The sequence below is a fragment of the Nocardia sp. NPDC060255 genome (assembly GCF_042727395.1).
Classification (GTDB): domain Bacteria; phylum Actinomycetota; class Actinomycetes; order Mycobacteriales; family Mycobacteriaceae; genus Nocardia.
Window position 1 is genome coordinate 71205 of record NZ_JBHXAU010000017.1, and the last position, 24337, is coordinate 95541.

General features: G+C 68.3%; 24 protein-coding genes and 1 riboswitch. Of the genes, 19 read left to right on the forward strand and 5 right to left on the reverse strand.

Translation table 11 applies throughout. The annotated features are described in order from the left end of the window. Window positions 1–172 precede the first annotated feature (172 nt). From mraZ to ACFWF1_RS27870, 3 genes are all read right to left on the reverse strand, one after another. On the reverse strand, window positions 173–604 hold the full coding sequence (gene mraZ, locus ACFWF1_RS27860) for a division/cell wall cluster transcriptional repressor MraZ (protein ID WP_040733463.1): 432 nt from the start codon (window positions 602–604) through the stop codon (window positions 173–175). A gap of 415 nt (window positions 605–1019) precedes the next feature. After that, on the reverse strand, window positions 1020–1448 hold the full coding sequence (locus ACFWF1_RS27865; protein WP_379287109.1) for a DUF3040 domain-containing protein: 429 nt from the start codon (window positions 1446–1448) through the stop codon (window positions 1020–1022). Between the two features lie 148 nt (window positions 1449–1596). Beyond that, complete coding sequence (locus ACFWF1_RS27870) at window positions 1597–2037, reverse strand: SAV_6107 family HEPN domain-containing protein (RefSeq protein ID WP_379287108.1); 441 nt, start codon at window positions 2035–2037, stop codon at window positions 1597–1599. Between the two features lie 141 nt (window positions 2038–2178). On the opposite strand from ACFWF1_RS27870, the gene ACFWF1_RS27875 reads away from it, so the two are divergent. The 5 genes from ACFWF1_RS27875 (at window position 2179) to ACFWF1_RS27895 (ending at window position 7369) form a co-directional block, all read left to right on the forward strand. After that, entirely contained in the window at window positions 2179–2790 is a 612-nt protein-coding gene (locus ACFWF1_RS27875) for a GNAT family N-acetyltransferase (protein ID WP_379287107.1), read from the forward strand. A gap of 63 nt (window positions 2791–2853) precedes the next feature. Beyond that, window positions 2854–4419, forward strand: coding sequence for a phytoene desaturase family protein (locus ACFWF1_RS27880; protein WP_379287105.1), 1566 nt, complete (start codon window positions 2854–2856; stop codon window positions 4417–4419). 139 nt (window positions 4420–4558) lie between these two features. Continuing rightward, a complete protein-coding gene (locus ACFWF1_RS27885; RefSeq protein ID WP_379287104.1) occupies window positions 4559–5359 on the forward strand; it encodes a carotenoid biosynthesis protein in 801 nt (266 codons plus the stop codon). 96 nt (window positions 5360–5455) lie between these two features. Beyond that, a complete protein-coding gene (locus ACFWF1_RS27890; protein ID WP_379287219.1) occupies window positions 5456–6202 on the forward strand; it encodes an LppM family (lipo)protein in 747 nt (248 codons plus the stop codon). Window positions 6203–6235: 33 nt separating this feature from the next. Further along, complete coding sequence (locus ACFWF1_RS27895; protein WP_379287102.1) at window positions 6236–7369, forward strand: glycosyltransferase; 1134 nt, start codon at window positions 6236–6238, stop codon at window positions 7367–7369. 7 nt (window positions 7370–7376) lie between these two features. Here ACFWF1_RS27895 and ACFWF1_RS27900 read toward each other — a convergent pair whose 3' ends face one another. After that, complete coding sequence (locus tag ACFWF1_RS27900) at window positions 7377–8084, reverse strand: hypothetical protein (protein WP_379287100.1); 708 nt, start codon at window positions 8082–8084, stop codon at window positions 7377–7379. A gap of 422 nt (window positions 8085–8506) precedes the next feature. Then, window positions 8507–8601: riboswitch (SAM riboswitch) on the forward strand. Window positions 8602–8858: 257 nt separating this feature from the next. Here ACFWF1_RS27900 and ACFWF1_RS27905 point away from each other — a divergent pair. From ACFWF1_RS27905 to ACFWF1_RS27970, 14 genes are read left to right on the forward strand one after another with little or no spacing between them, the layout of a single operon-like run. Further along, complete coding sequence (locus tag ACFWF1_RS27905) at window positions 8859–9902, forward strand: amino acid ABC transporter permease (RefSeq protein WP_379287098.1); 1044 nt, start codon at window positions 8859–8861, stop codon at window positions 9900–9902. Continuing rightward, window positions 9899–10666 (forward strand): amino acid ABC transporter ATP-binding protein, encoded by a 768-nt coding sequence (locus ACFWF1_RS27910; protein WP_379287096.1) that lies wholly within the window; start codon window positions 9899–9901, stop codon window positions 10664–10666. The genes ACFWF1_RS27905 and ACFWF1_RS27910 overlap by 4 nt, the downstream gene beginning before the upstream one ends. Next, window positions 10666–11640, forward strand: coding sequence for an ABC transporter substrate-binding protein (locus tag ACFWF1_RS27915; protein WP_379287094.1), 975 nt, complete (start codon window positions 10666–10668; stop codon window positions 11638–11640). Before ACFWF1_RS27910 ends, ACFWF1_RS27915 begins: the two co-directional genes overlap by 1 nt. Before the next feature lie 4 nt (window positions 11641–11644). Then, complete coding sequence (locus ACFWF1_RS27920; protein ID WP_379287092.1) at window positions 11645–12172, forward strand: GNAT family N-acetyltransferase; 528 nt, start codon at window positions 11645–11647, stop codon at window positions 12170–12172. Further along, a complete protein-coding gene (locus ACFWF1_RS27925; protein WP_379287091.1) occupies window positions 12169–13281 on the forward strand; it encodes an LLM class flavin-dependent oxidoreductase in 1113 nt (370 codons plus the stop codon). Before ACFWF1_RS27920 ends, ACFWF1_RS27925 begins: the two co-directional genes overlap by 4 nt. Next, window positions 13278–14897 carry an ABC transporter substrate-binding protein gene (locus ACFWF1_RS27930; protein WP_379287090.1) on the forward strand — a complete coding sequence of 540 codons (1620 nt, stop codon included), beginning with the start codon at window positions 13278–13280 and terminating at the stop codon, window positions 14895–14897. The genes ACFWF1_RS27925 and ACFWF1_RS27930 overlap by 4 nt, the downstream gene beginning before the upstream one ends. A 2-nt stretch (window positions 14898–14899) precedes the next feature. After that, entirely contained in the window at window positions 14900–15910 is a 1011-nt protein-coding gene (locus tag ACFWF1_RS27935) for an ABC transporter permease (protein WP_379287088.1), read from the forward strand. Beyond that, on the forward strand, window positions 15903–16766 hold the full coding sequence (locus ACFWF1_RS27940) for an ABC transporter permease (RefSeq protein WP_379287086.1): 864 nt from the start codon (window positions 15903–15905) through the stop codon (window positions 16764–16766). The genes ACFWF1_RS27935 and ACFWF1_RS27940 overlap by 8 nt, the downstream gene beginning before the upstream one ends. A gap of 3 nt (window positions 16767–16769) precedes the next feature. Beyond that, window positions 16770–18449: a dipeptide ABC transporter ATP-binding protein gene (locus ACFWF1_RS27945; protein WP_379287084.1), complete on the forward strand. Its 1680-nt coding sequence runs from the start codon at window positions 16770–16772 to the stop codon at window positions 18447–18449. Continuing rightward, window positions 18449–18694: a hypothetical protein gene (locus tag ACFWF1_RS27950; protein ID WP_379287083.1), complete on the forward strand. Its 246-nt coding sequence runs from the start codon at window positions 18449–18451 to the stop codon at window positions 18692–18694. The genes ACFWF1_RS27945 and ACFWF1_RS27950 overlap by 1 nt, the downstream gene beginning before the upstream one ends. After that, complete coding sequence (locus tag ACFWF1_RS27955; protein ID WP_379287081.1) at window positions 18694–19827, forward strand: LLM class flavin-dependent oxidoreductase; 1134 nt, start codon at window positions 18694–18696, stop codon at window positions 19825–19827. The genes ACFWF1_RS27950 and ACFWF1_RS27955 overlap by 1 nt, the downstream gene beginning before the upstream one ends. Continuing rightward, window positions 19824–21194: an NtaA/DmoA family FMN-dependent monooxygenase gene (locus ACFWF1_RS27960; RefSeq protein ID WP_379287079.1), complete on the forward strand. Its 1371-nt coding sequence runs from the start codon at window positions 19824–19826 to the stop codon at window positions 21192–21194. The genes ACFWF1_RS27955 and ACFWF1_RS27960 overlap by 4 nt, the downstream gene beginning before the upstream one ends. After that, window positions 21191–21997 carry a DUF1684 domain-containing protein gene (locus tag ACFWF1_RS27965; RefSeq protein ID WP_379287077.1) on the forward strand — a complete coding sequence of 269 codons (807 nt, stop codon included), beginning with the start codon at window positions 21191–21193 and terminating at the stop codon, window positions 21995–21997. Before ACFWF1_RS27960 ends, ACFWF1_RS27965 begins: the two co-directional genes overlap by 4 nt. Further along, on the forward strand, window positions 21994–23145 hold the full coding sequence (locus ACFWF1_RS27970) for an LLM class flavin-dependent oxidoreductase (protein ID WP_379287075.1): 1152 nt from the start codon (window positions 21994–21996) through the stop codon (window positions 23143–23145). The genes ACFWF1_RS27965 and ACFWF1_RS27970 overlap by 4 nt, the downstream gene beginning before the upstream one ends. Window positions 23146–23512: 367 nt before the next feature. On the opposite strand, the gene ACFWF1_RS27975 is transcribed toward ACFWF1_RS27970, so the two are convergent. Beyond that, window positions 23513–24052, reverse strand: a complete 540-nt coding sequence (locus tag ACFWF1_RS27975) for a hypothetical protein (RefSeq protein ID WP_379287073.1) — start codon at window positions 24050–24052, stop codon at window positions 23513–23515. Between the last annotated feature and the right edge of the window lie 285 nt (window positions 24053–24337).

Below are 24337 nucleotides of genomic sequence, written 5' to 3' on the forward strand. Positions count from 1 at the left end.
CCACCGAGCGCTTCGCGATGGTGTCTCATTGGGCCGCAAGTGTTTTGCATAAGAAACCGTTGCCGGAGACGAATGCCCCGTGGTCTCTGACCGAACCTCGGCACCTGGCGTCGGGGAAGTACGTCAGGGTCCGCGTCCGGGCAGAGGCCGCGCGGCACTCGTTCGCTCGGGGCTAGAAGATTCCGCCCAGCGACTCGTCTCTCGCTTGCGAGAAATCCTCCTCGTGCTCGGCGAGGTAGGAGTCCCACGCCTGCTTGTCCCATATTTCGAGGAAGTCGACCGAGCCGGTCACCACGCAATCCCGTTGCAGGTTTGCGTACCGCCGATGTTCGGCTGACAACACGATCCGGCCCTGTGCGTCCGGACGTTGTTCATCCGTTCCAGCCGCAAGCGCCCGGACGAACGCGCGCGCCTGCGGGTTACTTCGAGATGCCGCCGCGGCCCGACGAGCGAGCGCGGTGAACTCTTCTTTCGGATACACGGCAAGGCTGTGGTCCTGACCCTTCGTGACCATCAACCCTCCCGCCAGATCGTCTCGAAATTTCGCAGGCAACGTGAGTCGCCCCTTGTCGTCCAGCCGAGGTGTGTAGGTACCGAGAAACAACTCGATACCTCCCTAGTCGATCACCTCGATGGTCGGCCTTTCCGGTAGTGCGCGCTCCACATTACCCCACTTTCCCCCACTTTCAATCGAAACTGCCGGTGATCTGGCTCCCCGCTCAGGCGATTTCGCAGGTCATCCCAGCTATCACCATGGTGGAGAACTTTTTGCGTGTTCTGCCGACACGCACAGTCCGCATGGACAAAGGCCCGGAAACACCCAGCAAACGCCCAGGTGCCGCGTCGTTCCGCCGAGGATGGGGCGAAGTGGGGGATCTTGTGGGGAGAGGTGGGGCAACCGCCGCCGAGCCCGTGCGGAGATCATCGGCGGCACCGGGCTATCCACACGCAAGACGGCGACGCCGCACCGGTTCGGTGGGGCGTCGCCGTCTATCTGCGATTGTCAGGCTACGAGCGAGCTAATCCTGCTCGAACCGTCGCCGGAAGCGGTCCTCCATGCGTTCGGAGAATCCGCCGGACTTGCGTTGGCGCCCACGCTGTCCGGCCGCGCCACCGCCTGGACCACCGGGCGCGGCGTCGCCGCCCGCCCGATCACCCTTCGCAATGCCCTTGGAGGTGCCGACCAGCAGCAGTACGCCGGCCGCGAACATGACGATGAAGCCGACCAGACTGATGATCGGGAAGCCGCCGGGCTTCACTGGAGCGGCGATGCCGGCGACGAGTAGAAACAGACCGAGGACGAACAAGGCCGCGGCCTGGAGTCTGCGACGACTCGAGGTCGAGCGAAGGCGCCCGCCGCGGACGGACGACGCGAACTTCGGATCCTCAGCATAGAGCGCGCTCTCGATCTGTTCGAGCATGCGCTGCTCGTGCTCGGAGAGTGGCACGGTACCTCCCCCGGCACTAGGCGTGGCTGTCGCCTCCGGGTAGGCGACCTGATAGCCGACCTTGGCGGCTATCTGTCACCAATGATACGAGTTCGATCAGGGCCGTACCACCTAGTCGCCCATAACTATGTGGGCGTGCCGCCGGTCACTATCCGGTCATACCGTTTGTCCACCCCGGTGCGGGGCGCAACCGAGCCGATGCGGTAAGGAGATCTTCGACGTCGTGCAGGAATGCTCCTACCCGCGAAGAGAACTCGTCGGCCTCGTCTTCGTCGATGTCCCGATCGAGTCCGGCCTCCAGCGCGGCCCTGGTCTCCGAGCGTGCGCTGAAGTAATCGGCCCACATGATGAACTCGGGCGCGGCGGACTGCATCAGCACCCAAGCGTTACGCGAACGAGCCCGCGGCGCGTGGTCGGCGCCGGTGAGTGCGATCACCGCGCCCGCCCCGCGCAAAGCGGCCAAATAGGCGGTGCGGAACCGCTCGCGCGGGTCCCGCTCCCCCGCCGCCTCCATCAACAGACCATCGGCCCGTTGCAGCAGCTTGCCCGCTCGACCGGGCTGTCCCGGATGTTCCACCCGACCAGACATCTCGGAGTCCCTCCGCCATCGCATACCTGGAGCCAACACCGCCTAGTGTGACCGAACAAGTATTCGAACGTTTGAATTGAGATTGAATATAGAGACGCCCACCGACAAACTTCCGCGCCCGCTGTGGACCCGACGAGAGCCATGACCGCCGTCAAGCCCAATCACACTCCCGCACCTGTCGTCGTCGACCTCTCCGTCGCGGCACTGCGCTCCCGGCTGCACGATGCACTGGCGGTGTATGTCGCGGCGATGGACTATCCGCGCGGCACGGAACACCATCGCGCGCCGATGTGGACCGAGCACACCACCCGCCCCGGCTGGCAGGCCGTCGCCGCGGTGGTCCCCGACGATTCGGGGCACGTCGACCTACGCTCGTCGCCGATCGTGGCGATCGCCTACGGCTACCGCGGTGCCGCGCACCAGTGGTGGCACCAGCAGGTGCACAGCGGGATGCGGCGCTCCGGCTGGCCGGAACATTCGACGCGCGAACTGCTTTCGGACTATTTCGAGCTGACCGAGCTGCACGTGCACCCGTCGGCGCAGGGGCTCGGCATCGGCGGCACGCTGCTGGAACGGCTGCTGCGGGATCGGCCGGAGAAGGCGGTGCTGCTGTCCACGCCGGAGGTGGCCTTGGAGGACAACCGGGCCTGGCGGCTGTATCGGCGGCAGGAATTCACCGACGTGGTGCGGAATTTCGTGTTCGCCGGTGACAATCGGCCGTTCGCCATTCTCGGACGGCGGCTGCCGCTGTGAGGGCTGTGCCCTGGCGCACAACGCATCTGGAATCGGGCCGCGGGGTGCCGGGATGAGGGTCACGTGACGGTCGTTGTGGTCGGTTCGGGCCACAATGCGCTGGTCGCCGCCTGTTATCTCGCGCGGGCCGGGCATTCGGTGGAAGTGCTGGAACGCGACGAGGTGCTCGGCGGGGCGGTGTCGACCGTCGAACGGTTTCCCGGACATCTGGTCGATCGCGGGTCCTCCGCGCACATCATGGTGCGGCACACGGGGATCATCGAGGAGCTGGAGCTCGCCCGCTTCGGGCTGCGGTACATCGATTGCGACCCTTGGGGTTTCACGCCCGGCAGCGACGGGCGTGCGCCGCTGGTCTTCCATCGCGATCTGGATGCCACGTGCGCGTCGATCGCGGCCGCCTGTGGCGATCAGGATGCCGCGGCATACCGGCGGTTTGTCGAGGTGTGGGGGCCGCGTAGCGCGCGGGTGATGCGCGCGTTCGGCGGTGGGCCGACGCCGGGCCGGTTGCTGCGCTCGTTCTGGGGGCTGGACGCGAGGGACGGCGGGAGCGCGTTGTCGCGGGAGTTCCTGCAGTCCGGGGACGCGTTGCTGGACACGCACTTTCAGGACGAACGGCTCAAGGCGTCGCTGGCCTGGTTCGGCGCGCAGTCCGGTCCGCCGATGTCGGAGCCGGGCACCGCGCCGATGGTGGGGTTCGCCGCGCTCATGCACACGCTGCCGCCGGGCCGGGCGGTCGGCGGCAGTGGCGCGTTGTCCGCCGCGCTCGTCGAGCGGCTGCGCGCCGACGGCGGTGTGGTGACGGCGGGTGACGCGGTGACCGCGCTGCGGCGCGACGGAGACGGCTGGCGGGTGCACACCGCATCGGGGCGAAACCTGTACGCCGACACCGTCATCGCGGGCTCGCACGTGCTGACCACCCTGGATCTGTTGCGCGAGGGCGGATTCGACGCCGCCGTGCTCGACGACTGGGGGCGGCGCATTCGAGTCGGGCCCGGGATCGGCATGGTGGTGCGGGTGGCGACCCGGTCGTTGCCGAACTATCCGGGCAGCTCGGTCGACGAATCCGCCCGTGGCCTCCAGTTTCTCGTGTCCGACCGGCGACAGCTGCGGCTCGCCCACGGGGCCGCGTCGGCCGGGGATCTGCCGCCACGGCCGGTGGTGCTCGCGATGAGTTTCAGCGCGTTGGACCCGAGTATCGCGCCGCCCGGCGAGCATCAGCTGTCGCTGTGGGCGCAGTGGCATCCGTATCGATTGGCCGACGGCAGCGACTGGGCCGAGCACGCCGAGCGGGAGGGCGACCGCATCATCGCCGAAGTCGACTCCTACGCACCGGGTTTCGCCGATTCGGTGCTGCGCAAGCACGTACAGACACCGGCCGATCTGGAGCGGGAGATGGGCTTGCTCGGCGGCAATGTGATGCACGTGGAGATGTCCCTCGATCAGATGATGCTGTGGCGGCCACTGCCGGAACTGTCCGGCCAGCGCGTGCCCGGCGCGCCGGGGCTCTACCTGACCGGCGCGTCGACCCATCCCGGCGGCGGCGTCTCCGGCGCCAGCGGCCGCAGCGCCGCCACCCTCGCGCTGCGCGACCTCCGCCGCAACCGATTCCCGCTGCTGCGCAGGCGATGACGACCCAGCCGCACGCTTCCCGACTTCCCGCACCGAGAATTGCATGCGATTCCCGGTGCGGGGAATCAAGGGGCGTGCGGCTGTGAGGTGGGGTGGCGCACGTGAGACAGTGCGGCGATGTGCGCCGGTTGCGTTGGCGGTGACGCTGGTCCTGGTGCAGATCGCGTATCCGTTGACGCATGGCGTCGGGCGGGACCGGGTCACGGTGGCGGTTGTGCTGCTTTCGGCGGGTACGGCGTTGGCGCATGCGGTGGGGACGCGTGGGATGCGTTATGCGGCCGGGTTTTTGGTGATCGTGTCGGGGCTCGGGCTGGCTGCCGAGGTCGCCGGTACCGCGACGGGGGTGCCGTTCGGGTGTTACGAGTACGCGGTGGATCGGCTGGGGCCCGCGCTCAGTGGGGTGCCGCTGGTGGTCCCGCTGGCGTGGACCGGCGGGTTGTATCCCGTCTGGGTGGTGGCCGGGCTGCTCACCCGGCGGGCGGTGTCGCGGATCGGTCTGCTGGCAGTCGGTGCGGTCGGCTGGGACCTCTTTCTGGATCCGCAGATGGTCGCCGACGGGCAGTGGAGCTGGTGCGATACCGGCTCGGGGTTGCCTGGTTTGTCGGAGATCCCGCTCACCAATTATCTCGGTTGGTTCACGGTGGCACTGCTCATGGGTGTGCTGCTGACCGCCTTGGAACGTGCGGTCACCGTGTCAGTGGGGCTGGATAATCCGGTGATTCCGTCAGCAGGGCTGGACACCTTCGCACCGAATTCCGGCTCGGTCGCGGTGCCGGTGGCGATTTTTCTGTGGACCTGGCTCGGGTCCGCACTCGCACACGCCGTGTTTCTCGGTCTCCCGATCTCGGCCTGTTACGGCGGCATCGGGCTGGCTTTTCTGGGCCTCCCGCTGCTGCGTCACCTCTACTTTTCCCGTCGGCAACCCGCGCCGGCGGGCTAGCAGAGACACATCGCGGGCCTCCTTCCGCCCGTCGCGTGGGCATCTGGACGGATGGCCTGGCACGATGTCCCCGTGCAGCCGAGTCCCGTCACCACGATGCCCGATGCCCCGGTACTACCGTCGCCGCGGACGCCCCGCCCTGGAGCGCGTGTCGCCGCGGCGGTTCTGCTCGCGGCGTTGCTGGTACCCCTGCTCGCGGGCTGCCTCCGGGTGCAGGTGTCGATGGGTGTTTCGTCCAACGACCGCGTGTCCGGGCGGATCGTCGCCGCGGTGGTGCCCACCGATGGCAATGACAAGGGGCCGCAGCTGAAGGCGCCCGACTCGCTCGCCGCGAAGGTGCGCATCGAGTCGTACTCCCAGGACGGGTACGTGGGCAGCCAGGTGTTCTTCGAGGACATGTCGTTCGGCGAGGTCGGCCAGCTCGGTCAGCTGTCCGAGCAAACCCAGGGCATGTTCCAGCTGCAGTTCCAGCGCGCGGGCGACCTGGTGAGCCTGAGCGGGCGCGTCGACCTGAAATCCGTGCCGCCGCACGGCTCCGACGTGCAGTTCACCATCGCGTTCCCGGCCCGGGTGGCCAAGACCAACGGCAATCGCGAGGGCGACAACATCGTCTCCTGGAAGCTGCCCGCCGGCGACGTCTCCACATTGCGCGCCGAGGTCAGCTACGCCGACCCGAACACCCGCTCGTTCGCGGGCTGGGCGGGCATCGTCGGCGGCATCACCCTCGCCGTCGCCGCCATCGTCGCCGCGATGGCCTACATGGACCGCAATCCGCCCGCACCGGGCGCCCCCACCGGCCTGTCCTGGAGCCGCTGGTGGAAAACGGTCAAACAGGGCCGCTGAACCGTTGTGCCGCAGCCGAGTTCCGTGAGCCGGATGACGCAGACGGTGCGGTGCGGGGCCGGAATCTCGTTGCTGGGCGCTGGAATCGCGCTCTACAACCGGGTTACGGTGCGGCAGTTGGTGAATACCGCGGTCGAGGTGATCGAGCCGGTCACCGTGTGTGTTCCGGCTCGTGACGAGGCCGCGCGGCTGCCCGGGTTGATCGCGGATCTGCGGGCGCAGCGCGGAGTCTCGCGGATGAGGGTCGTGATTCTCGATGACGCGTCGGGCGACGACACCTTTGCGACGGCGATCGATGCGGCCGGTGGGGATCCGCGAATCACGGTGTTGCGCAACGACACCGAACCACCGCCCGGATGGACCGGCAAAGCTGCCGCGTGTGCGCGATTGGCCGAATCGGTGGATACGCCGGTGCTGGTGTTCGTCGACGCGGATGTGCGGCTGGCACCGGGGGCGGTCGCCGCGGCCGTCACCGAATTGCGCAGGCAGCGGGTCGCGTTGGTGGCACCGTGGCCGAGGCAGCGGGCCGACACGGTGGCCGAGGCGCTGGTGCAGCCGTTGCTGTGCTGGTCTTGGGCGGCCACACTGCCGATCGCGCTGGCCAATCGGAGCCTACGGCCGTCGACTTCCGTTGCCTGTGGCCAGTTCCTGGTGTTCGATACCGCCGCCTACCGAGCTGTCGGCGGACATGCCGCGGTTGCCGCAAGCGTGACCGAAGACCTCGATATCGCCCGAACACTGCGCCGGGCAGGACAACCCACCACCCTCGTCGCCGCGGGCCGCATGGCGAGCACCCGAATGTACGAGGGCGCTGCCGAACTCGACGCCGGATACACCCGCTGGCTGTGGTCCGCGTACGGCGGCACCATTGCGGGCGGAGCCGCCGTGGGAACGCTTGCCGCCCTGGCCTATTGGATCCCGCCCTGGGCGGCGGTAGGCGGTCGTGGGGCCGTCCGCCGCGCCGGTGCCGTCGGCTACGCGGCGGCCGTCACCGGCAGGCTGCTGGCCCGCTCCACCGAAACCAGCGGACCGCTCTCCCCCGCCGATGTCCTTGCGGCCCTGGCCCACCCGTTCTCGGTGCTCGCCTACCTACTGCTGTGGGCACGCTCCCAGCGCGCCCGCCGACGCGGCGCGCTGCGCTGGAAAAGTCGCGCGCTCAACACATAACGCCTTCCTACGGAACCTCGGTGATCCCCACCGTCGGCAGGAAGAAGCAGGACTTGCCGCCGTTCTCGACGGTCCCGAAGACCGCGGCGAGCACCGTGCCCTGCCCGGTGTCGACGGGCACGGCGCGCACGCCACCCATCGGGAGGGCGGCGAAGAAGAAGTCCTGGATGGCGCGTTCGGCGATGGGCCGCAGGGCGATCGGGACTTCGGCGGGGATCATCGCGCGCAGGATGGTGGACAGCGGGCCCATCGAGGCGAGGCCGCCGCGGCCGCTGGTCACGTTCAGCCAGGCCACCTGCATGCCGGTGGTGTCCGGTCCGTCCTGGTTCAGGCCGTAGGGGACGAAGGTGAACATGGTCTGTCCGGCCTTGACGGCGGACAGGTCGAGTCCGGGGATGGTGACCGAGGTCTTGGGCCATGGGCCCGGCACCGCGCCGGCCACGGCCGGGGCGAGACCGAGGGAGTTGCCGTTGAGGCAGTACGCGGCCGCGGTCGGGTAGAGAAACGGCTGCATGCCGAAGGCGCGCAGGCCGTCGATCGCGGTGTTGTAGACGCCGAACAGGTCGCCGGGCGCGACGGTTCCGGTCTGGGTGGGACCGGGCGGGACGGGGGCCGTTGCAGACGGCGTCGGCGTCGCGCCCGCGGTGGGGGCGGCGAGCGCCAGCGCGCAGGTCGCGGCAGCGGACAGCATGGTCAGACGGCGCGGTACGGCCATGGCGACCTCTTCTCATCGTCGACGCGAATCGAAGGCTGACGGTACTCCGGCAAACGCTGTGAACTGGCTATATTGCCTGCGGCAAGCTCTCGGCGTGTCTTCGATGGGCGGCGGCGCCCCCTCGTCCCCGGGTTTCGCAAGACGAGTTCGCGGGGTCCGCACATCGAGGCTTGCGCTAAGCCGTATGCTGCTTCCCGGCGGAGCCGCCCCGGTATGTGAGCGCCCGCACCACGAAAGCCGACACCCGACAGGCCGTCCGCAATCAGGCTGAGCCAGCGCATGTCCGGCTATCGGAAATACCCGGCGAATCGAGCCGAGGCAAGATCTACGCTCACCGTGATTGCTTCCCTTGTCTAAGGGTTCCCCTGCTGGGCATGATAATTCGGCTCGACCCTGACATCATCCGGTGTCCGGATCGGCGACAACCATCCAGAGCGACCGAGAGACCTGGCTCGTCGACGTCGCAGCAACCCCCCGGCTCACCGGGTGCGGGTGCTTCCGCCGGGACCGATGGAGGAACCGAAGTGATCATCTCCGCTGTCCGAGGCGCCCGTTGGGGCCGCCGACATATCGACCAATGCAAAGTGACGTCTGCGAGCTGTCGGGGCTGACCCGCAGCCAGTCTGTTGCACCCGTCGCTGGCCGGGTGATGTGACCGCGGCCCGAGGTGGCGCGGTCTCGTTCGTTCTTCCGAAGGACCCCGACCATGAGTGAGCGCAGCGAGCGAACACCAGCTGCAGTCATGACGGAGCCGAGCGCCGGCCAGGTGCAGTCATGACCGCGTCCACCGCACCCGACGCCGCCGCCCCCAGCACTACCGACGGCGATCCGGTCGCTACCGACACTCGCGCAACCGTCGCGCTCGATCTGGTGCCGGACGGATCCGCCACCAGCTCAGGCGATTCCGCGCCGACCGTCGCCAAGACCTGGCATCCGTGGCGCTGGGTGATCAGCGCCGTCGCGCTCATCCTGCTCGCCCAGTTCATCCACGGCTTGGTCACCAATCCCGGCTGGGATTGGCCGACTTTCGCGAAGTACATCACCGCGAAGTCCGTGCTGGCCTCGCTGAAGGTGACGCTGGAGCTCACCGCCTGGGGCACCGCGCTCGGCTTCCTGCTCGGCACCGCGCTGGCCATCGCGCGGCTGTCGAACAATCCGGTGCTCCGGGTGATCTCGTGGAGCTACATCTGGGCGTTCCGGTCGATTCCGCTCATCGTGCAGCTGCTGTTCTGGTTCAACATCGCCTACCTCTACAACACGCTGTCGATCGGAATCCCTTTCGGTCCTTCCTTTTTCACCTTCGAGGTGAACGGCGTGATCAGCGGATTCACCGCGGCGGTGATCGGGCTCGCGCTGCATCAGGCGGCGTACTCGGCCGAGATCATCCGCGCGGGCATCATCTCCGTCGACGCCGGTCAGCTGGAAGCCGCTGCCGCGCTGGGCATTCCGAAGGTGCGCCAGTTCCGCTCCATCGTGGTACCGCAGGCCATGCGCTCGATCCTGCCCAATGCGACCAACGAGGTGATCAGCCTGTTCAAGGGCACCTCGATCGTGTCGGTGATGGCGATCGCCGAGCTGTTCTACCAGGTCCAGGTGATCTACGGCCGCAACGGCCGGGTGGTGCCGCTGCTGCTGGTCGCCACCGCCTGGTACATCGTGCTCACCACCGTTCTCTCGGTGGCGCAGTACTACATCGAGCGTCACTACGCCAAGGGCACCCAGCGCACGCCACCGCCGTCACCGGCCCAGCGAGCCTGGCAGAAGCTGCGCGAGATCGCCGAATCCGGTTCCACCGCACCGCGAGGAGCGACCCGATGACCACCGCACTCGCCGTCGAAGTCCGCGGCGTCCGTAAAGCCTATGGCGCGCACGAAGTGCTGCGCGGCGTCGACCTGACCGTGCGCTCCGGCGAGGTGGTCACGGTGATCGGCCCGTCCGGTTCCGGCAAGTCCACGCTGCTCCGGGTGGTCAACCACCTGGAGTCGCTGGACGCGGGCACCGTGCACATCGACGGCGAGCTGATCGGATATCGGCTGCGCCGCAACACCTTGCACGCGCTGCCCGACCGCGAGGTGCGCAAACAGCGCTCGCGCATCGGGTTCGTCTTCCAGCAGTTCAACCTGTTCCCGCATCTGACCGTGCTCGACAACGTCACCATCGCACCGCTTTCCGCGCAACGCCGGGACCGCAAAGAGGTCGAGGCCGAGGCGCGGGTGCTGCTGGACCGAGTCGGCATCGGTGAACTGGCCGACGCGTACCCGCGCAGGCTCTCCGGAGGACAGCAGCAACGGGTCGCGATCGCGCGGGCACTCGCCTTGCGCCCCAGGGTGATCCTGTTCGACGAACCCACCTCCGCGCTGGACCCCGAACTCGTCGGCGAGGTCCTCGATGTGATCCGCGACCTCGCGCACGGCGGCACCGCGCTGGTGATCGTCACCCATGAGATCGGCTTCGCCCGCGAGATCGCCGACACCGTGGTGTTTCTCGATGCGGGCGCCATCGTCGAGCAGGGGCCGCCCGAGGCCGTCCTCGACAATCCGCACCACCCGCGCACCCGCGCGTTCCTTTCCCGAGTCCGTTGATGAACAGGTTCCCGATGAAGCTCTCCGCCCTGGCCACCGCCGCCGCGACCGCGGTCGTACTGCTGGCCACCGGCTGCACCGATCCCGAAGCGGAGTCCGCGGCCCAGCCCGCCGGTGCCATCACCTTCGACCTCTCCGCCGCCCAGACCGGCCGGGTGCGCACCACCAAGGTGGACAACATCGCCGCCGAAGTGCCGCAGGCCATTCGGGATCGCGGCACCCTGGTGGTGACCGGTGCGTCCGGCACCGCGCCGCCGCTGCGCTTCTACGCCGACGACGACAAGACCGTGGTCGGCTCCGAGGTCGATTTCGCCTCCCTGGTCGCCGACATCCTCGGCCTGAAACTCGAGCTGCAGGTGGCGGATTGGTCGCAGAACTTCGTGCGCATCGATTCCGGCGAGGTGGACGCGTTCATCTCCAACGTGACGGTCACCGAAGAGCGTAAGGAGAAATACGACTTCGCCACCTACCGCAACGACACCGTCGCACTGGAGGTGCCCAAGCAGAGCACCCTCGAGTACAAGGATCCTAAGAGCCTGGCGGGCAAGCGGATCGGCGTCGGCAGCGGCACCAACCAGGAGCAGCTGCTGGTGAAGTGGAACGAGCAGAACCGCGCGGCGGGCTTGGCGCCCATCGACATCGCCTACTTCCAGCAGACCAGCGACTACTACCTGGCGCTCGCCTCGCAGCGGCTGGACGGCTACATCGGTCCCAACCCGACCGCGATCTACCACTCCGCCACCGCGAACCAGACCAAGATCCTCGCCACCTTCTCCGGTGCGGGCGACGCGCTGCAAGGCGAGATCGCGGTGCTCACCAAGAAGAACAACGGGCTGATCACCGCGGTCCAGCACGCGCTGAACTACGCCATCCAACACGGCACCTATCAGCAGGTGATCGATCGCTGGGGCCTGAAGACCGAACAGGTCACCGAGTCGCGGATCAATCCGCCCGGCCTACCGAAGCAGCGGTGAGCCGGTGACCCAGCACCTTTCGCGGCCCGACCTACGGGTGCACCAGGTAGCACAGGACGATCCGCTGGCCGCGCCGCTGCTGGCCGAACTCGCCGTCGAATACAGCAGCCGCTACGGCCGCAGCCCGGGCGAGATGCACGCGTCGCTTCGTGACTATCCGGCAACGGAGTTCGCGCTGCCACACGGCGCCCTGCTGGTCGTCACCCGCGACAGCGAACCGGTGGCGGGCGGTGCGTTCCAGCGCTACGACGCGGAAACGGCTGAGCTCAAACGCATCTGGACCGCCCGCGAACACCGCAGGCAGGGGCTCGGGTTGTTCGTGGTCGAACAGCTCGAAGCCGAGATCGTGCGGCGCGGCTACCGGCGCATCTACCTGACCACCGGTCCACGCCAGCCCGAGGCCGTCGGCCTCTATCTGGCCGCCGGATACACCGCGCTCTACGACCCGGCCATACCCGCCGAGGAGATCGGCCCGCATCCGTTCGAGAAGTATCTGCCCGCGCTCACCGACGAACTAGGAGCAACCGCATGAAGTTCCTACTGTTCACCCTGGTCACCCGGGTGCCCGAGCCGACGACCGGTCGACTGCCCGGAACCAGGGAGCGGCTGCTGAATGTCGTCGAACAGGCCAGGCTGGCCGAGGATCTCGGTTACGACGGGTTCGCCGTCGGCGAGCGGCACGAGGATCCGTTCCTGTCCGCCGCACCCCCGGTGATCCTCAGCCACATCGCCGCGGTCACTTCCCGCATCACACTGTTCACCGCGGTCACCACGCTGAGCCTGCTCGACCCGGTGCGCGCCTTCGAGGACTACTCGACGCTGGACAATCTGTCCGGCGGCCGCCTGGAACTGATCATCGGCAAGGGCAACGGGACCGCGCAGGCCGAGCTGTTCCACGTCACCACCGACGACCAGTGGGACCGCAATCGCGAAGGCTACGACCTGTTTCGGGCGCTGTGGGCCAGCGACAGCGTCACCTGGTCGGGCCGGTTCCGGCCGGAACTGCAGAACGCCAAGGCCTTGCCGCGGCCGTGGCAGCCGAAGATCCGGATCTGGCACGGCAGCGCCACCAGCCGGGATTCGGTGGAACTGGCTGCGCGCCACGGTGATCCGTTGTTCTCGGCGAACGTCACCAACCCGATCGAGCCGTATGCCGAACTGGTCCGCCACTACCGGGAGCGCTGGGAGTTCTACGGGCGCAACCCGGCCGACGCGCTGGTCGGTGCGGGCACCGCCGGATTCCATGTCGCCCGCAGCTCCCAGCAGGCCCTCGCGACCTACCGCCCGATTTTCGAGGCGCGACTCGCGTTGGCGCGCAGGCTCGGCCTGCCGGTGGTGTTCGAGACGCTGGACGACTTCGTCACGCGCAGTTCGGCTTTGGTCGGCAGCCCGGAGCAGGTGATCGACAAGGTCGGCAGGCAGCACGAGCAGTTCGGCCACGAGGTGATCCACCTGTCCGCCGAGCGCGACGGCCGCCCCGAAATCGACTATCTGGACAGCCTCGCGCTGTTCCAAACCGAGGTGGCGCCGGAGCTGCGCCGCCGAATTCCCAGCCGTCCGTTGGCTATCGGCGCCGATACCGCCGAGCTCGATCCGCGTGACGAACCCGTCCGCACCGAAACATCTGGAGTTATTTCGTGATTCGCACCCGCTACCGAATCGTCGCGCTGGCAGGCGCGCTCGCCGCGGCCACCACCGTGGCCGCCTGCGGCACCGATTCGGCCGCACCCGGCGGCGACGCCGGACCGCCGAAGCCGGGCGGCACCCTGCGCTACGGCCTGTCGCAGGCGCCTACCTGCTCGGACCCCGCACAGTCGGCCACCAACCAAACCCTTTACGTGACACGGCAGATCGTCGATTCGCTGACCGATCAGGATCCGAAGACCGGCGAGCTGAAGCCGTGGCTGGCACAGAGCTGGGAGGTCACGCCGGATGCGAAGGTGTTCACCTTCCACCTGACCGACGGCGTCACCTTCAGCGACGGCACGCCGCTCACCGCGGATTCCGTGCGTAAGACCTTCGATTCGGTCATCAAGCTCGGCTCGGCCAAGGCGGCGCTGGCCTCGAGCTACCTCACCAACTATGTCGGCACCACCGCGGTGGACAAGCTGACCGCACGGGTCGAGTTCAGCAAGCCCAATGCGCAGTTCCTGCAGGCGTCCTCGACCGCCCAGCTCGGGATCCTGGCCGATGTCACCACCGCCAAGCCCGCCGAGCAGCGCTGCCTCGGCGACAACATCGCCAGCGGGCCGTTCACGTACGCGAACTACCGCCAGGACGCGTCGGTGACGCTGGCCAAACGCGCCGGGTATCAGTGGGGTTCGGCGGTGTTCGCGCATCGCGGCGAGGCGTATCTGGACAAGATCGAATTCACCGTGGTGCCCGAATCCGGTGTGCGCACCGGCAGTCTCGCGTCGGGTCAGCTCGACGCCATCAGCGATGCGCTGCCGCAGGACGCGCCGCAGCTCGAGGCCGCGGGCGGGCGGGTGCTGAGCACCGCGAATCCCGGTGTGCCGTTCGGTTTCCAGACCAACGTGACCCGGGGGCCGCTGCGCGATCCCGCGGTGCGCCAGGCCCTGCTGCCCGCGCTCGACCGTAGGCAGTTGGTGGACACCGTCCTCGGGCCGCAGTTCAAGCCCGCGACCAGCTCGCTGGCCAGCAGCACGCCCGGCTACCAGGATCTTTCGGCGCGGCTGGCCTACGACCCGGCCAAGGCCCGCGGCATTCTCGACCAGGCGGGCTGGGTGCCCGGCGGCGACGGCATCCGCGCGAAGAACGGTGAGCGGCTGTCCTTCTCGGTGCTCTTCAGCCAGGTATTCGCCGGTAATCAGGCGATCATCGAGCTGGTGCAGCAGCAGCTGCGGCAGATCGGCGTCGAGCTGAAGCTGAATCTGGTGTCGGCGGCCGAGGCGACGGCACGGCAGAACACGAAGGACTTCGACAGCAGCTACGGCAACACCACCCGCGCCGACGGGGACATTCTGCGCGCCTCGTTCGGCCTCGAAGGCCGCAATCTCAATGCGCGCGAACCCATCCCCGCACTCGATGACGCGCTGAACGGGCAGCTGAGCACGACCGACACCGGTGTCCGCAACGACCTCATCCACACCGCGCAGCAGCAGGTGCTCGACGCCGGGCTGCTGATTCCGACGGTGGAACTGTCCCAGGCCATCGGCGCTGCCGGCACCACCCAGGACCTGAAGTTCGAGGCGTCGGCGCGACTACAGTTCTTCGACACCTGGCTGAGCGGGCGGTAACCGTGGCGCGCTATCTGGCTCTGCGTGTCCTGCAAGCACTCTGGGTGCTGTGGGCGGCATTCACCATCTCCTTCGTGGTGCTCTACCTGTTGCCCGCCGACCCGGTCTCCATCGCGGCCGACGCCGGCGGCACGGGCACCCCGGTGGACAAAGCCGCCATTGCCGAACTGCAGGCCCGCTACGGGCTGGATCGTCCGCTGTGGGAACAATATTGGACCGCACTCGGCCATGCGGTGCGTGGCGATCTCGGCCACTCGATCGCCACCGGGCAGCCGGTGACCGATGCCATCGGCGACGCGCTGCCCGCGACGCTCGGATTGGCCGGGCTCGCCTTGCTTTTCGCGACCGTCGGCGGTGTGGCACTGGCCTTCGCCTCGACGTACACGCGGCGGCCATGGCTGCGCACCGCGCTCACCACGCTGCCCTCGCTCGCGGTGTCCGTGCCGACGTTCTGGACCGGATTGCTACTGCTGCAACTGTTCTCGTTCCGGCTGCGGTTGGCTCCGGCCTTCGGCGGTCACGGCTTCGCCGGTACGGTGCTGCCCGCGCTGGCCCTCGCGCTGCCCATCGGCGCGGTGATCGCGCAGGTGCTCACCGCCGGGCTGGCGTCGACCTGGCGGCAGCCGTACGTCGATGTGGCGCTGTCGAAGGGCGGTTCGCGCTGGTGGGTGCAGCGTAAGCACGTGCTGCGCCCGGCCAGCGTGCCCACCTTCACCATCGCGGGGGTGCTGGTCGGCAACATGCTCGCCGGATCGGTGGTGGTGGAGACGGTCTTCGCCCGACAAGGTGTCGGCCGTCTCACCCAGACCGCCGTACTGGCTCAGGACATTCCGGTGGTGCAGGGCATCGTCCTGCTCACCTCGGCCGTCTTCGTCACCGTGAATCTCGCGGTGGACCTGCTGTATCCGCTGCTCGACCCGCGCATCGTCACCCGATCGCGCCGGGCGGCCGCGCACGAGGAGACCGAAGACCGGATCGGCGGCACTGCCGAAGGGGTGGCAATTCATGGTTGACGTCATCGATGAGCGGCGCGGCACGGTGCCCCGCCTACGCACACCGGCGCTTCGGTGGAAGTGGTTGCGCGACAACGCGGTACTGGTCCTGTCCGGCGTGGTGGTGCTGCTCGCCGTCGGATGGGCCCTATTCCCTTCGGTGTTCGCCAGTGGCGATCCACTGGTCGGGGTGCCCGCGCAGAAGTTCCAAAGCCCCAGCGCGCAGCACTGGTTCGGCACCGACAATCTCGGCCGCGACCTGTACACGCGCATGGTGCATGGTGCCGGGCTCTCGCTGACCGCCACGCTCGCCGCGGTAGGCATCGCACTGATCACCGGGTCGGTCCTCGGCCTGCTGTCGGGCGCGGCCGGTGGCATCGTCGACGCCGCCGTCATGCGCGTCGTCGATGTGCTGCTTTCGATTCCGGCGCTGTTGTTGTCGCTGGCCCTGGTGACCGCGCTCGGCTTCGGCACCCGGAATGTGGCGATCGCGGTGGGTGTTTCACTGGTCGCCAACTTCGCGCGCGTGATGCGATCGGAGGTCTTGCGGGTACGGCACGCGGTATTCGTCGAAGCGGCGCGGGCTTCGGGAGTCCGCTGGTACACGGTGCTGCTGCGGCACGTGCTGCCCAACTCCTACCAGCCGGTGCTCGCGCTGGCCGCCGTCGAATTCGGCATGGCCGTGCTCTCCATCTCGGCCCTGAGCTTCCTCGGCTATGGCGCGAAACCGCCCACCCCCGAGTGGGGTTCGCTCATCTCCGAGGGCCGCAACTATCTCGCCACCGCCTGGTGGATGACCACCCTCCCCGGACTGGTCATCATCGCGGTCGTCGTGGCCGCCCAGCGCCTCGGGCGCGCCGTAGGAAGGAACGAATAGCCGATGACCACCACCGCTTCTTCGCCGCGCGCGGCACCCGCCGACGAGCGGGCCGAAACCGCAGCGCCGGAGTCGGGTCCGCTGTTGCGGATCGACAACCTGCGCGTGCGCTACCGGTCCGATTCCGGCGACGTCAACGCATTGGCCGGCGTCTCGCTCAGTGTGGCCCGCGGGGAAGTGGTGGCGCTGGTCGGTGAATCCGGCTCCGGCAAGTCCACTCTCGCGCAGGCGGTGATCGGCCTGCTCGGAGCGAATGCCGACATCACCGGCGGGACGATCGCGTTCGACGGGCACGTTATCGACACCCGGTCCGACCGGGCGTTGCAGCGGCTGCGCGGTGCGCGGATCGGGTTCGTGCCGCAAGATCCCGGGTTGTCGCTCAATCCTGTTCGGCGCGTCGGCGATCAGGTGGCCGAGTCGCTGCTGGTGCACCGGCTGGCCGACAAGCGGTCGGCGCGCGAGCGCGCGATCGAGCTGCTGGCCGAGGCGGGGATCGACCGGCCGGAATTGCGAGAAGTGCAGTACCCCCATGAGCTTTCGGGCGGGCAACGGCAGCGGGTGCTCATCGCGTCCGCACTGGCCTGCCGGCCGGAGCTGGTGATCGCGGACGAGCCGACCAGCGCGCTGGATGCCACGGTGGCGCGGCGGGTGCTCGATCAGCTGGCGGCCCAGATCGCGGCCAAGGGCACCGCGGTGCTGTTGATCACCCATGATCTCGCGGTGGCGGCCGAGCGCGCCGATCGGATCGTCGTGCTGAACGGCGGTGAGATCGTGGAGAGCGGACCGACGGCGACAGTGCTTGCCGAACCACGGCATCCGTACACCAAACGGCTGCTCGCCGCGTCGCCGAGCCTGGCGCCCGCGGGCGCCTATCGGACGCCCAAGCCGCGCGAGGGCGCGCCGCTGCTGGCGCTGCGTGAGGTGCACAAGCGGTTCCGCGCGCAGGCCGGTGGGTCGGTGACGGCGGTCGCCGGGGTCGGGTTCGAACTCGGCCGCGGCGAAACCCTCTCGCTGGTCGGCGAATCCGGCTCGGGCAAGTCGACCACGGCGCGAATCGCGTTGCGGCTCACCGAGCCCGACAGCGGCGGCGTCACCTTCGACGGGCACGAATTGACCCGGGTGCGCGGCACTCGACTGCGGGCACTGCGCAAGCGGTTCCAGGTGGTGTACCAAAACCCGTACTCGTCACTGGATCCCCGGTGGCGGGTCGGCACGATCATCGAAGAACCGTTGCGCGCGTACGGGGTCGGCGACCGTGCGGCCAGGCAGGCGCGCGTCGCTGAACTACTCGACCAGGTGGCGCTGCCCGCGCATTTCGCGCAGCGCCGCCCCGCCGAACTGTCCGGCGGACAGCGGCAACGCGTCGCCATCGCCCGCGCGCTCGCCCTGCACCCGGACCTCCTGGTGCTGGACGAGCCGGTCTCCGCCCTCGACGCCTCGGTGCAGGCGCAGATCCTGGAGTTGCTCGACCGGCTGCAGGCCGAACTGGCGCTGAGCTACCTGTTCATCTCGCACGACCTCGCGGTGGTCCGCCGCATCAGCGATCACGTCGCCGTCATGCGGCACGGCCGCATCGTCGAATCCGGGCCGACCGCCGCGATTTTCGACAACCCGCAGCACGAGTACACCCGTGAGCTGCTTTCCGCCATCCCCACCCCCGCCGTCGCGAAAGGACCATCCTGATGTCGGCATCGACCTACCGGCACAGCCGGATACTCGTCCGCACCGACCGGCCCGCGCACTGCCGGAGCAGGCCGGAACGGGGTTCGCTGCCCACCAGGGCAAAGCGTTGGTGCCGTACGCATCTGCACGTGCCCGAGCACACCGCGGCCACCGACCTGTGGCAGCACGCGTTCTTCTTCGCGCCCGACGCCGCCGGCGTGCACCCGGCGGCGCGGCAGTGCCTCGACTGGAAGGAAACCTACTGATGGCCGAATCCGAGTTCTTCCTCGGCCTGGAACTCGCCGGAACCGGGATCCACCCGGCGTCCTGGCGACGCGACGACTCGCGGGCCGAGGATCTGTTCACCGGCGAGTACTGGGTGGCCGCGGTCACCGCGGCCGAAAAGGCCGGTGTCGACGCGGTATTCGTGCCCGACTCGTTCGGGTTGCAGCCCGGTGGGCCCGGCGTGGCGCGCGGCAGGCTCGACGCGGTGGCGATCGCCGCCAGGGTGGCGGCGGCGACTCGGCACATCGGCCTGCTGCCACAGGGCGCGGTGACCCATACCGAGCCGTTCCATCTGGCCAAGGCCATCCAGAGTCTCGATTTCGCCACGTTCGGGCGCGCCGGTTGGGAGGTCACCGTATCCGAAGGGGTGGAGCAGGCACGGGCATTCGGGCGCAAGGACGAACAGGACGCGGTGTCGCTGTGGCATGAGGCCGACGAGGCGATCGAGGTGGTCACCCGGCTGTGGGACAGCTGGGAGGACGACGCGGAGATCCGCGACGTGCCCACCGGGCGCTTCATCGATCGAGACAAGCTGCACTACATCGACTTTGCCGGGGACAACTTCTCGGTGAAGGGGCCGTCGATCACGCCGCGCTCGCCGCAGGGGCAGTCGATCGTGGTGGTGCGGGCCGATGTCGACGCGAGCACGGGTGTCGCGGTGCGTCGAGGCGACCTGATTCGGGTCGCCGCAGCCAATCTCGACGCGGCACGGGTCTTGCGCACGGCGCTGCGGACGGCCATCCGAGCGGCGGACCGCGATCCGGACGCCGTGCGAATTCTGCTGGATGTCGACGTCCATCTGGCCGAGGCATCGGACGCCGCGCAGGCCGAGGTGGCCCAGTTGGATCGATGGTCCGAGGCTGCTGCCCCGACCGGCCTGCGCCACATCGGAACTCCGGCGACACTGCGCGAGTTGCTCGGAGCCATCCGTGCTTCCGGCGCGGCCGACGGTGTCGTGCTCCGCCCGCTCGCGGTACCGGCGACCGTTGGCCACCTCGCCGCGTTGGCACGTAAGCCGCTGTCCGCCAGCACGTTGCGCGATCGGCTCGGCTTGCCGAGGCCACGCAGCCGCTACGCCGACACCACCACGATCCAGGAAGGCACGCCGTCGTGACCGGCAAACCACGCAAGCAGATCCATCTCGCCGCCCACTTCCCCGGCGTCAACAACACCACCGTCTGGGCCGACCCGGCGTCCAAGAGCCAGGTCGAATTCGAGTCGTTCGTGCACCTGGCGAAGACCGCCGAACGCGGCCTGTTCGACTTCTTCTTCCTCGCCGAGGGGCTGCGGCTGCGCGAACACCTCGGGCGCATCCACGATCTCGACGTGGTCGGCAGGCCGGACACCTTCACGGTGCTCAACGCGCTGGCCGGGGTCACCGACAAGCTCGGCCTGGCGGGCACCATCAACAGCACTTACAACGAGCCGTTCGAGCTCGCCAAGCAGTTCGCGTCGCTGGACCACCTGTCCGGCGGCCGCGCCGCCTGGAACGTCGTCACCTCCTCCGACGCGTTCACCGGCGAAAACTTCCGCCGCGGTGGCTATCTCGAGCATGCCCAGCGCTACCAGCGCGCCGCCGAGGTGGTCGAGGTGACCCGCAAGCTGTGGGACAGCTGGGCCGCCGACACCCTGGTGGTCGATCGGGCCGCCGGCGTGTTCGCCCGTGAGATCCCCGAAACCCGCCATCGCGGTGGGCAATTCGATATCGCCGGACGCTTCGTGCTGCCGCCGAGCCCGCAGGGGCACCCGGTGTTGTTGCAGGCGGGCGATTCCGATGACGGCCGCGAGTTCGGGGCGGCCGCCGCCGACGCGATCTTCACCGGCCACGGCACGCTCGAAGCGGGACAACACTTCTACGCCGACGTCAAGGGCCGGTTGGCGAAATACGGCCGGACACCGGACGAGCTGAAGATCCTTCCCGCCGCCACCTTCGTGCTCGGCGACAGCGCACAGGACGCCGAGGATCGTGCCCGCCATATCCGGCGCCAGCAGGTCGGCCCGCAGACCGCCATCGCGTTCCTCGAACAGGTTTGGGGCCGTGACCTTTCCGGCTACGACCCGGACGGTCCGCTGCCCGACGTGCAACCGACCGACAATGTCACCATCACCCGCGGCCGGGTACGCCACGCCAAAGACCCGCGCGAGGTCGCCGACGCATGGCGGGCCAAGGCCGAGGCCGAAAAGCTCAGCATCCGTGAGCTGATCATCGAGGTCACCGCGCGTCAGCAGTTCGTCGGCACGCCCGCCGCGGTGGCCGAGCAGATCGACACCTACGTCCAGTCCGACGCCAGTGACGGTTTCATCCTGGTCCCGCATCTCACCCCGGCCGGGCTGGACGAATTCGTCGACCGGGTCGTCCCGGAACTGCAGGAGCGCGGCAGTTTCCGCACCGAATACACCGGCACAACCCTGCGCGAGCATCTCGGGCTGCGCCATCCGCACCAGCACACCACCGCCCACGAAGGAGCACGAGCGTCATGACGACAAGCATCAGCACCGTTTTCGAAACCGAGTGGGCGCATTGGCATCACGCCAGGGAGGACCAGCTGCGCGACCCGCTCGGCTTCCTCAGCCTGACCGGATTGCATTGGCTCACCGATCAACCCGAGCGGCTGCCGGACGTACCGGGCACCTGGTGGGTCACCGACGACAAGGTGTTCATCACCGCGCAGCCCGCCGACCGGCTGGAGTTCGACGGGGTCGGCATCGCGGGTGTGCAGATCGTCACGCCGGCCGAGGGTGCGCCGGGACTCAGTGTGCTGCACGAACATCGGGTGCTCGAGGTGATCCGGCGCACCGGGCTGTACGCGGTGCGCGTGCACGATCCGGCGGCGCCGACGCTGTCGAGTTTCGACGGCATTACCACTTACGCGCCGGATCCGCGCTGGGTGGTGCAGGGCCGGTTCACGCCGTTCGACGAGCAGACCACGGTGACCACCGGTGCCGTCGTCGACGGGCTCGAACATCACCACACCGCCTCTGGCACCATCGAATTCACCGTCGGCGAGGCCACCGAGCGGGTGATCGCGTTCGGCGATCCCAGCGACCTTCGCCTGCTGTTCACCGATGCGACCAGCGGCATCACCACCTATCCGGCGGCACGCGCGCTCGCGGTCGGTGCACCGGATGCGGACGGCACGGTGCGCCTCGATTTCAATCGCGCGGCCAACTTGCCCTGCGCCTTCACCGATTTCGCGACCTGCCCGCTCGCGCCCGCCGAGAACCGGCTGCGCGTGGCGATCGAGGCGGGCGAGCAGCATCCACGGCTAGGGAGGAATTCATGACCGTGCCACTGTCCATCCTCGACCTGTCCCCGGTCAGCGCCGGGTCGACCGCGCAGCAGGCGCTGCGCAACACCATCGATCTCGCGCAGCACGCGGAACAGTGGGGCTACCACCGCTATTGGCTGGCCGAGCACCACTTCGTCTCGGTGGCGAGTTCCTCGTCGATCACCCTGATCGGCCTGGTCGCGGCGGCCACCTCGCGAATTCGGGTGGGGTCGGCGGCCGTTCAGGTCGGCCACCACACCTCGGCGTCGATCGTGGAGGCGTTCGGCACCATCGATGCGCTGTATCCCGGGCGGCTCGACCTCGGACTCGGGCGGTCCGGTCACCGGCGCAGCCAGTACGGCTCGGAGCCGTCGCACTCGAAGGGCAGCCACCCCAAGATCGACACCGCCACCGGGCGGACCGAGATCAGGGACGGCGTGGTCGTTCCACCACCGTTCGATCCCGGCCGAGTCGCGGATCGGTCGAAGTTCCTCGCCTCGGCCGCCGCACTCCAGCAGGAGGGCGCGCAGCCACTGGACTTCGCCGAACAGGTCGACGAGGTGCGCGCGCTGCTCGGCGGCCACTTCGTGAGCAAGGACGGCGTTGCGCTGCATGCTGTTCCGGGTGAGGGCGCACAGGTCGAGCTGTGGCTGTTCGGCAGCTCGGGCGGGGAAAGCGCGGTGCTGGCCGGGCAGCTCGGACTGCCGTTCGCGGCGGCCTATCACGTGTCGCCCGGCACCGCCCTGGACGCCGTCGAGTCCTACCGGGCCGCCTTCCGCCCCTCCGCGCAGCTGGCCGAACCATACGTGGTGATCTCGGCCGACGTGGTCGTCGCCGGTGACGACGCCACCGCGCAACACCACGCGTCCACGTACGGCCACTGGGTACACAGCATTCGCAGCGGCGCAGGCGCGGCCGACTACCTCGACCCCGACACCGCCGCCCCGCTCACCCCGGAGCAGCACCGCCTGGTAGCCGACCGCCTGGCATCCCAATTCGTCGGTGCGCCAGGCACCGTCGTGGAACGCCTCGAGGCCCTCCAACGCGTCACCGGCGCCGACGAACTCCTCGTCACCAGCATCACCCACCACCACGCCGACCGCCTGGAATCCCACCGCCTCCTCGCCGACGCCTGGGGCCTACGCGCCGCCCGCGCCGCCTAAAACCCCGCGCACCCCTTCGCCTGGCGCGCACGAGCACCTTCGCGCGCGCCAGGCGTGCGCGGCGGTCGGCGCCGCTGTCAGCACCAGCTGCACTCTCTCTCGGGATCTGCACTCGGAATAGGGCCCTAGTGCCAGTGCAGGTCCCGAGAGAGAGTGCAGCTAGTGCCTCGTCCCGATAGGAGCGGGGGCAGGCCGAAGAAGGTCGATCGAGCGACGTGTGAACGCATCGCCCCGTGACCTGAGCTGACCGTTCTCGACATGGAGCCTGTCGAAACTGCGAGAAGCGTTGGCCCGGGGAGAAACTCTACGTCATCGCCGACAACTTCTCCCCGCACAAGCGCGCCGAGGTCCGGGACCGGACGCTAAATCAATCCACGATCCATCCAGCGTTTCGATAGGCGGTGATAGCCGCTGTCTCGTTTTCGTCACATTTATTGACGATACTCAGCGATGGATTGGGGAGATTGTTGTCGAGATGCTTCGCCGCTGTCTCTGCGTCGTCTGCGGCGTCCCGCGCCATACCGTGAGCTCCCACGCATATTCCTCTTTGGCATGCCCCGAGCGCAGTGGCGGTTTCCCTGGCGATCACAGCCGCAGCATGAGCGGTAGTGAAATAACCTTGGGCTGCTTTATCGGCATCATTGGACTTTGCGTATTTCGTGGCGTAATTCAATCCGGCATCGGCATCACCGAGTACGCCTGACAGGTCGCCCGGCCCACTCGTTGTCCAGTTGGCTTTTTGTGCCATCACATAGTCGAATGCCTCGTGCGCGCGAAAAGCGGCACTGGCGGCACGCTGGGCATGGCAACGAGCAGCATTCGTGGACTGATTCTGCTCATCGCCGCTCGAGCAGAATTGCGGCGGCGCAGCGGCGTGCGCGGGAACACCTACCGAAAGCGCCGCCATTACTCCCAATGCGCCGCTGAACCCGATCAGAAGGATGCGCTGGCGCCCGGGTATCCGACGAGTCGCAGCGGATCGGTCATGAGTAAGGCGCATTGCGCTCCGTCCGTCAGTCGTAGCCAGCCGATCTGGTCTACCGTATGACCAGGTATTCGATCCAAATGCGAGAATGGATGGGTATCGGTTGTCTGCTCGTCTTCGTGAGCTTCTGCAACCGGCGTCCCTCCTCCGGGCTCACCGCTCGCACAGGTTGTGGGGGTGGGATTGGGCATATCGACATACTTCTGC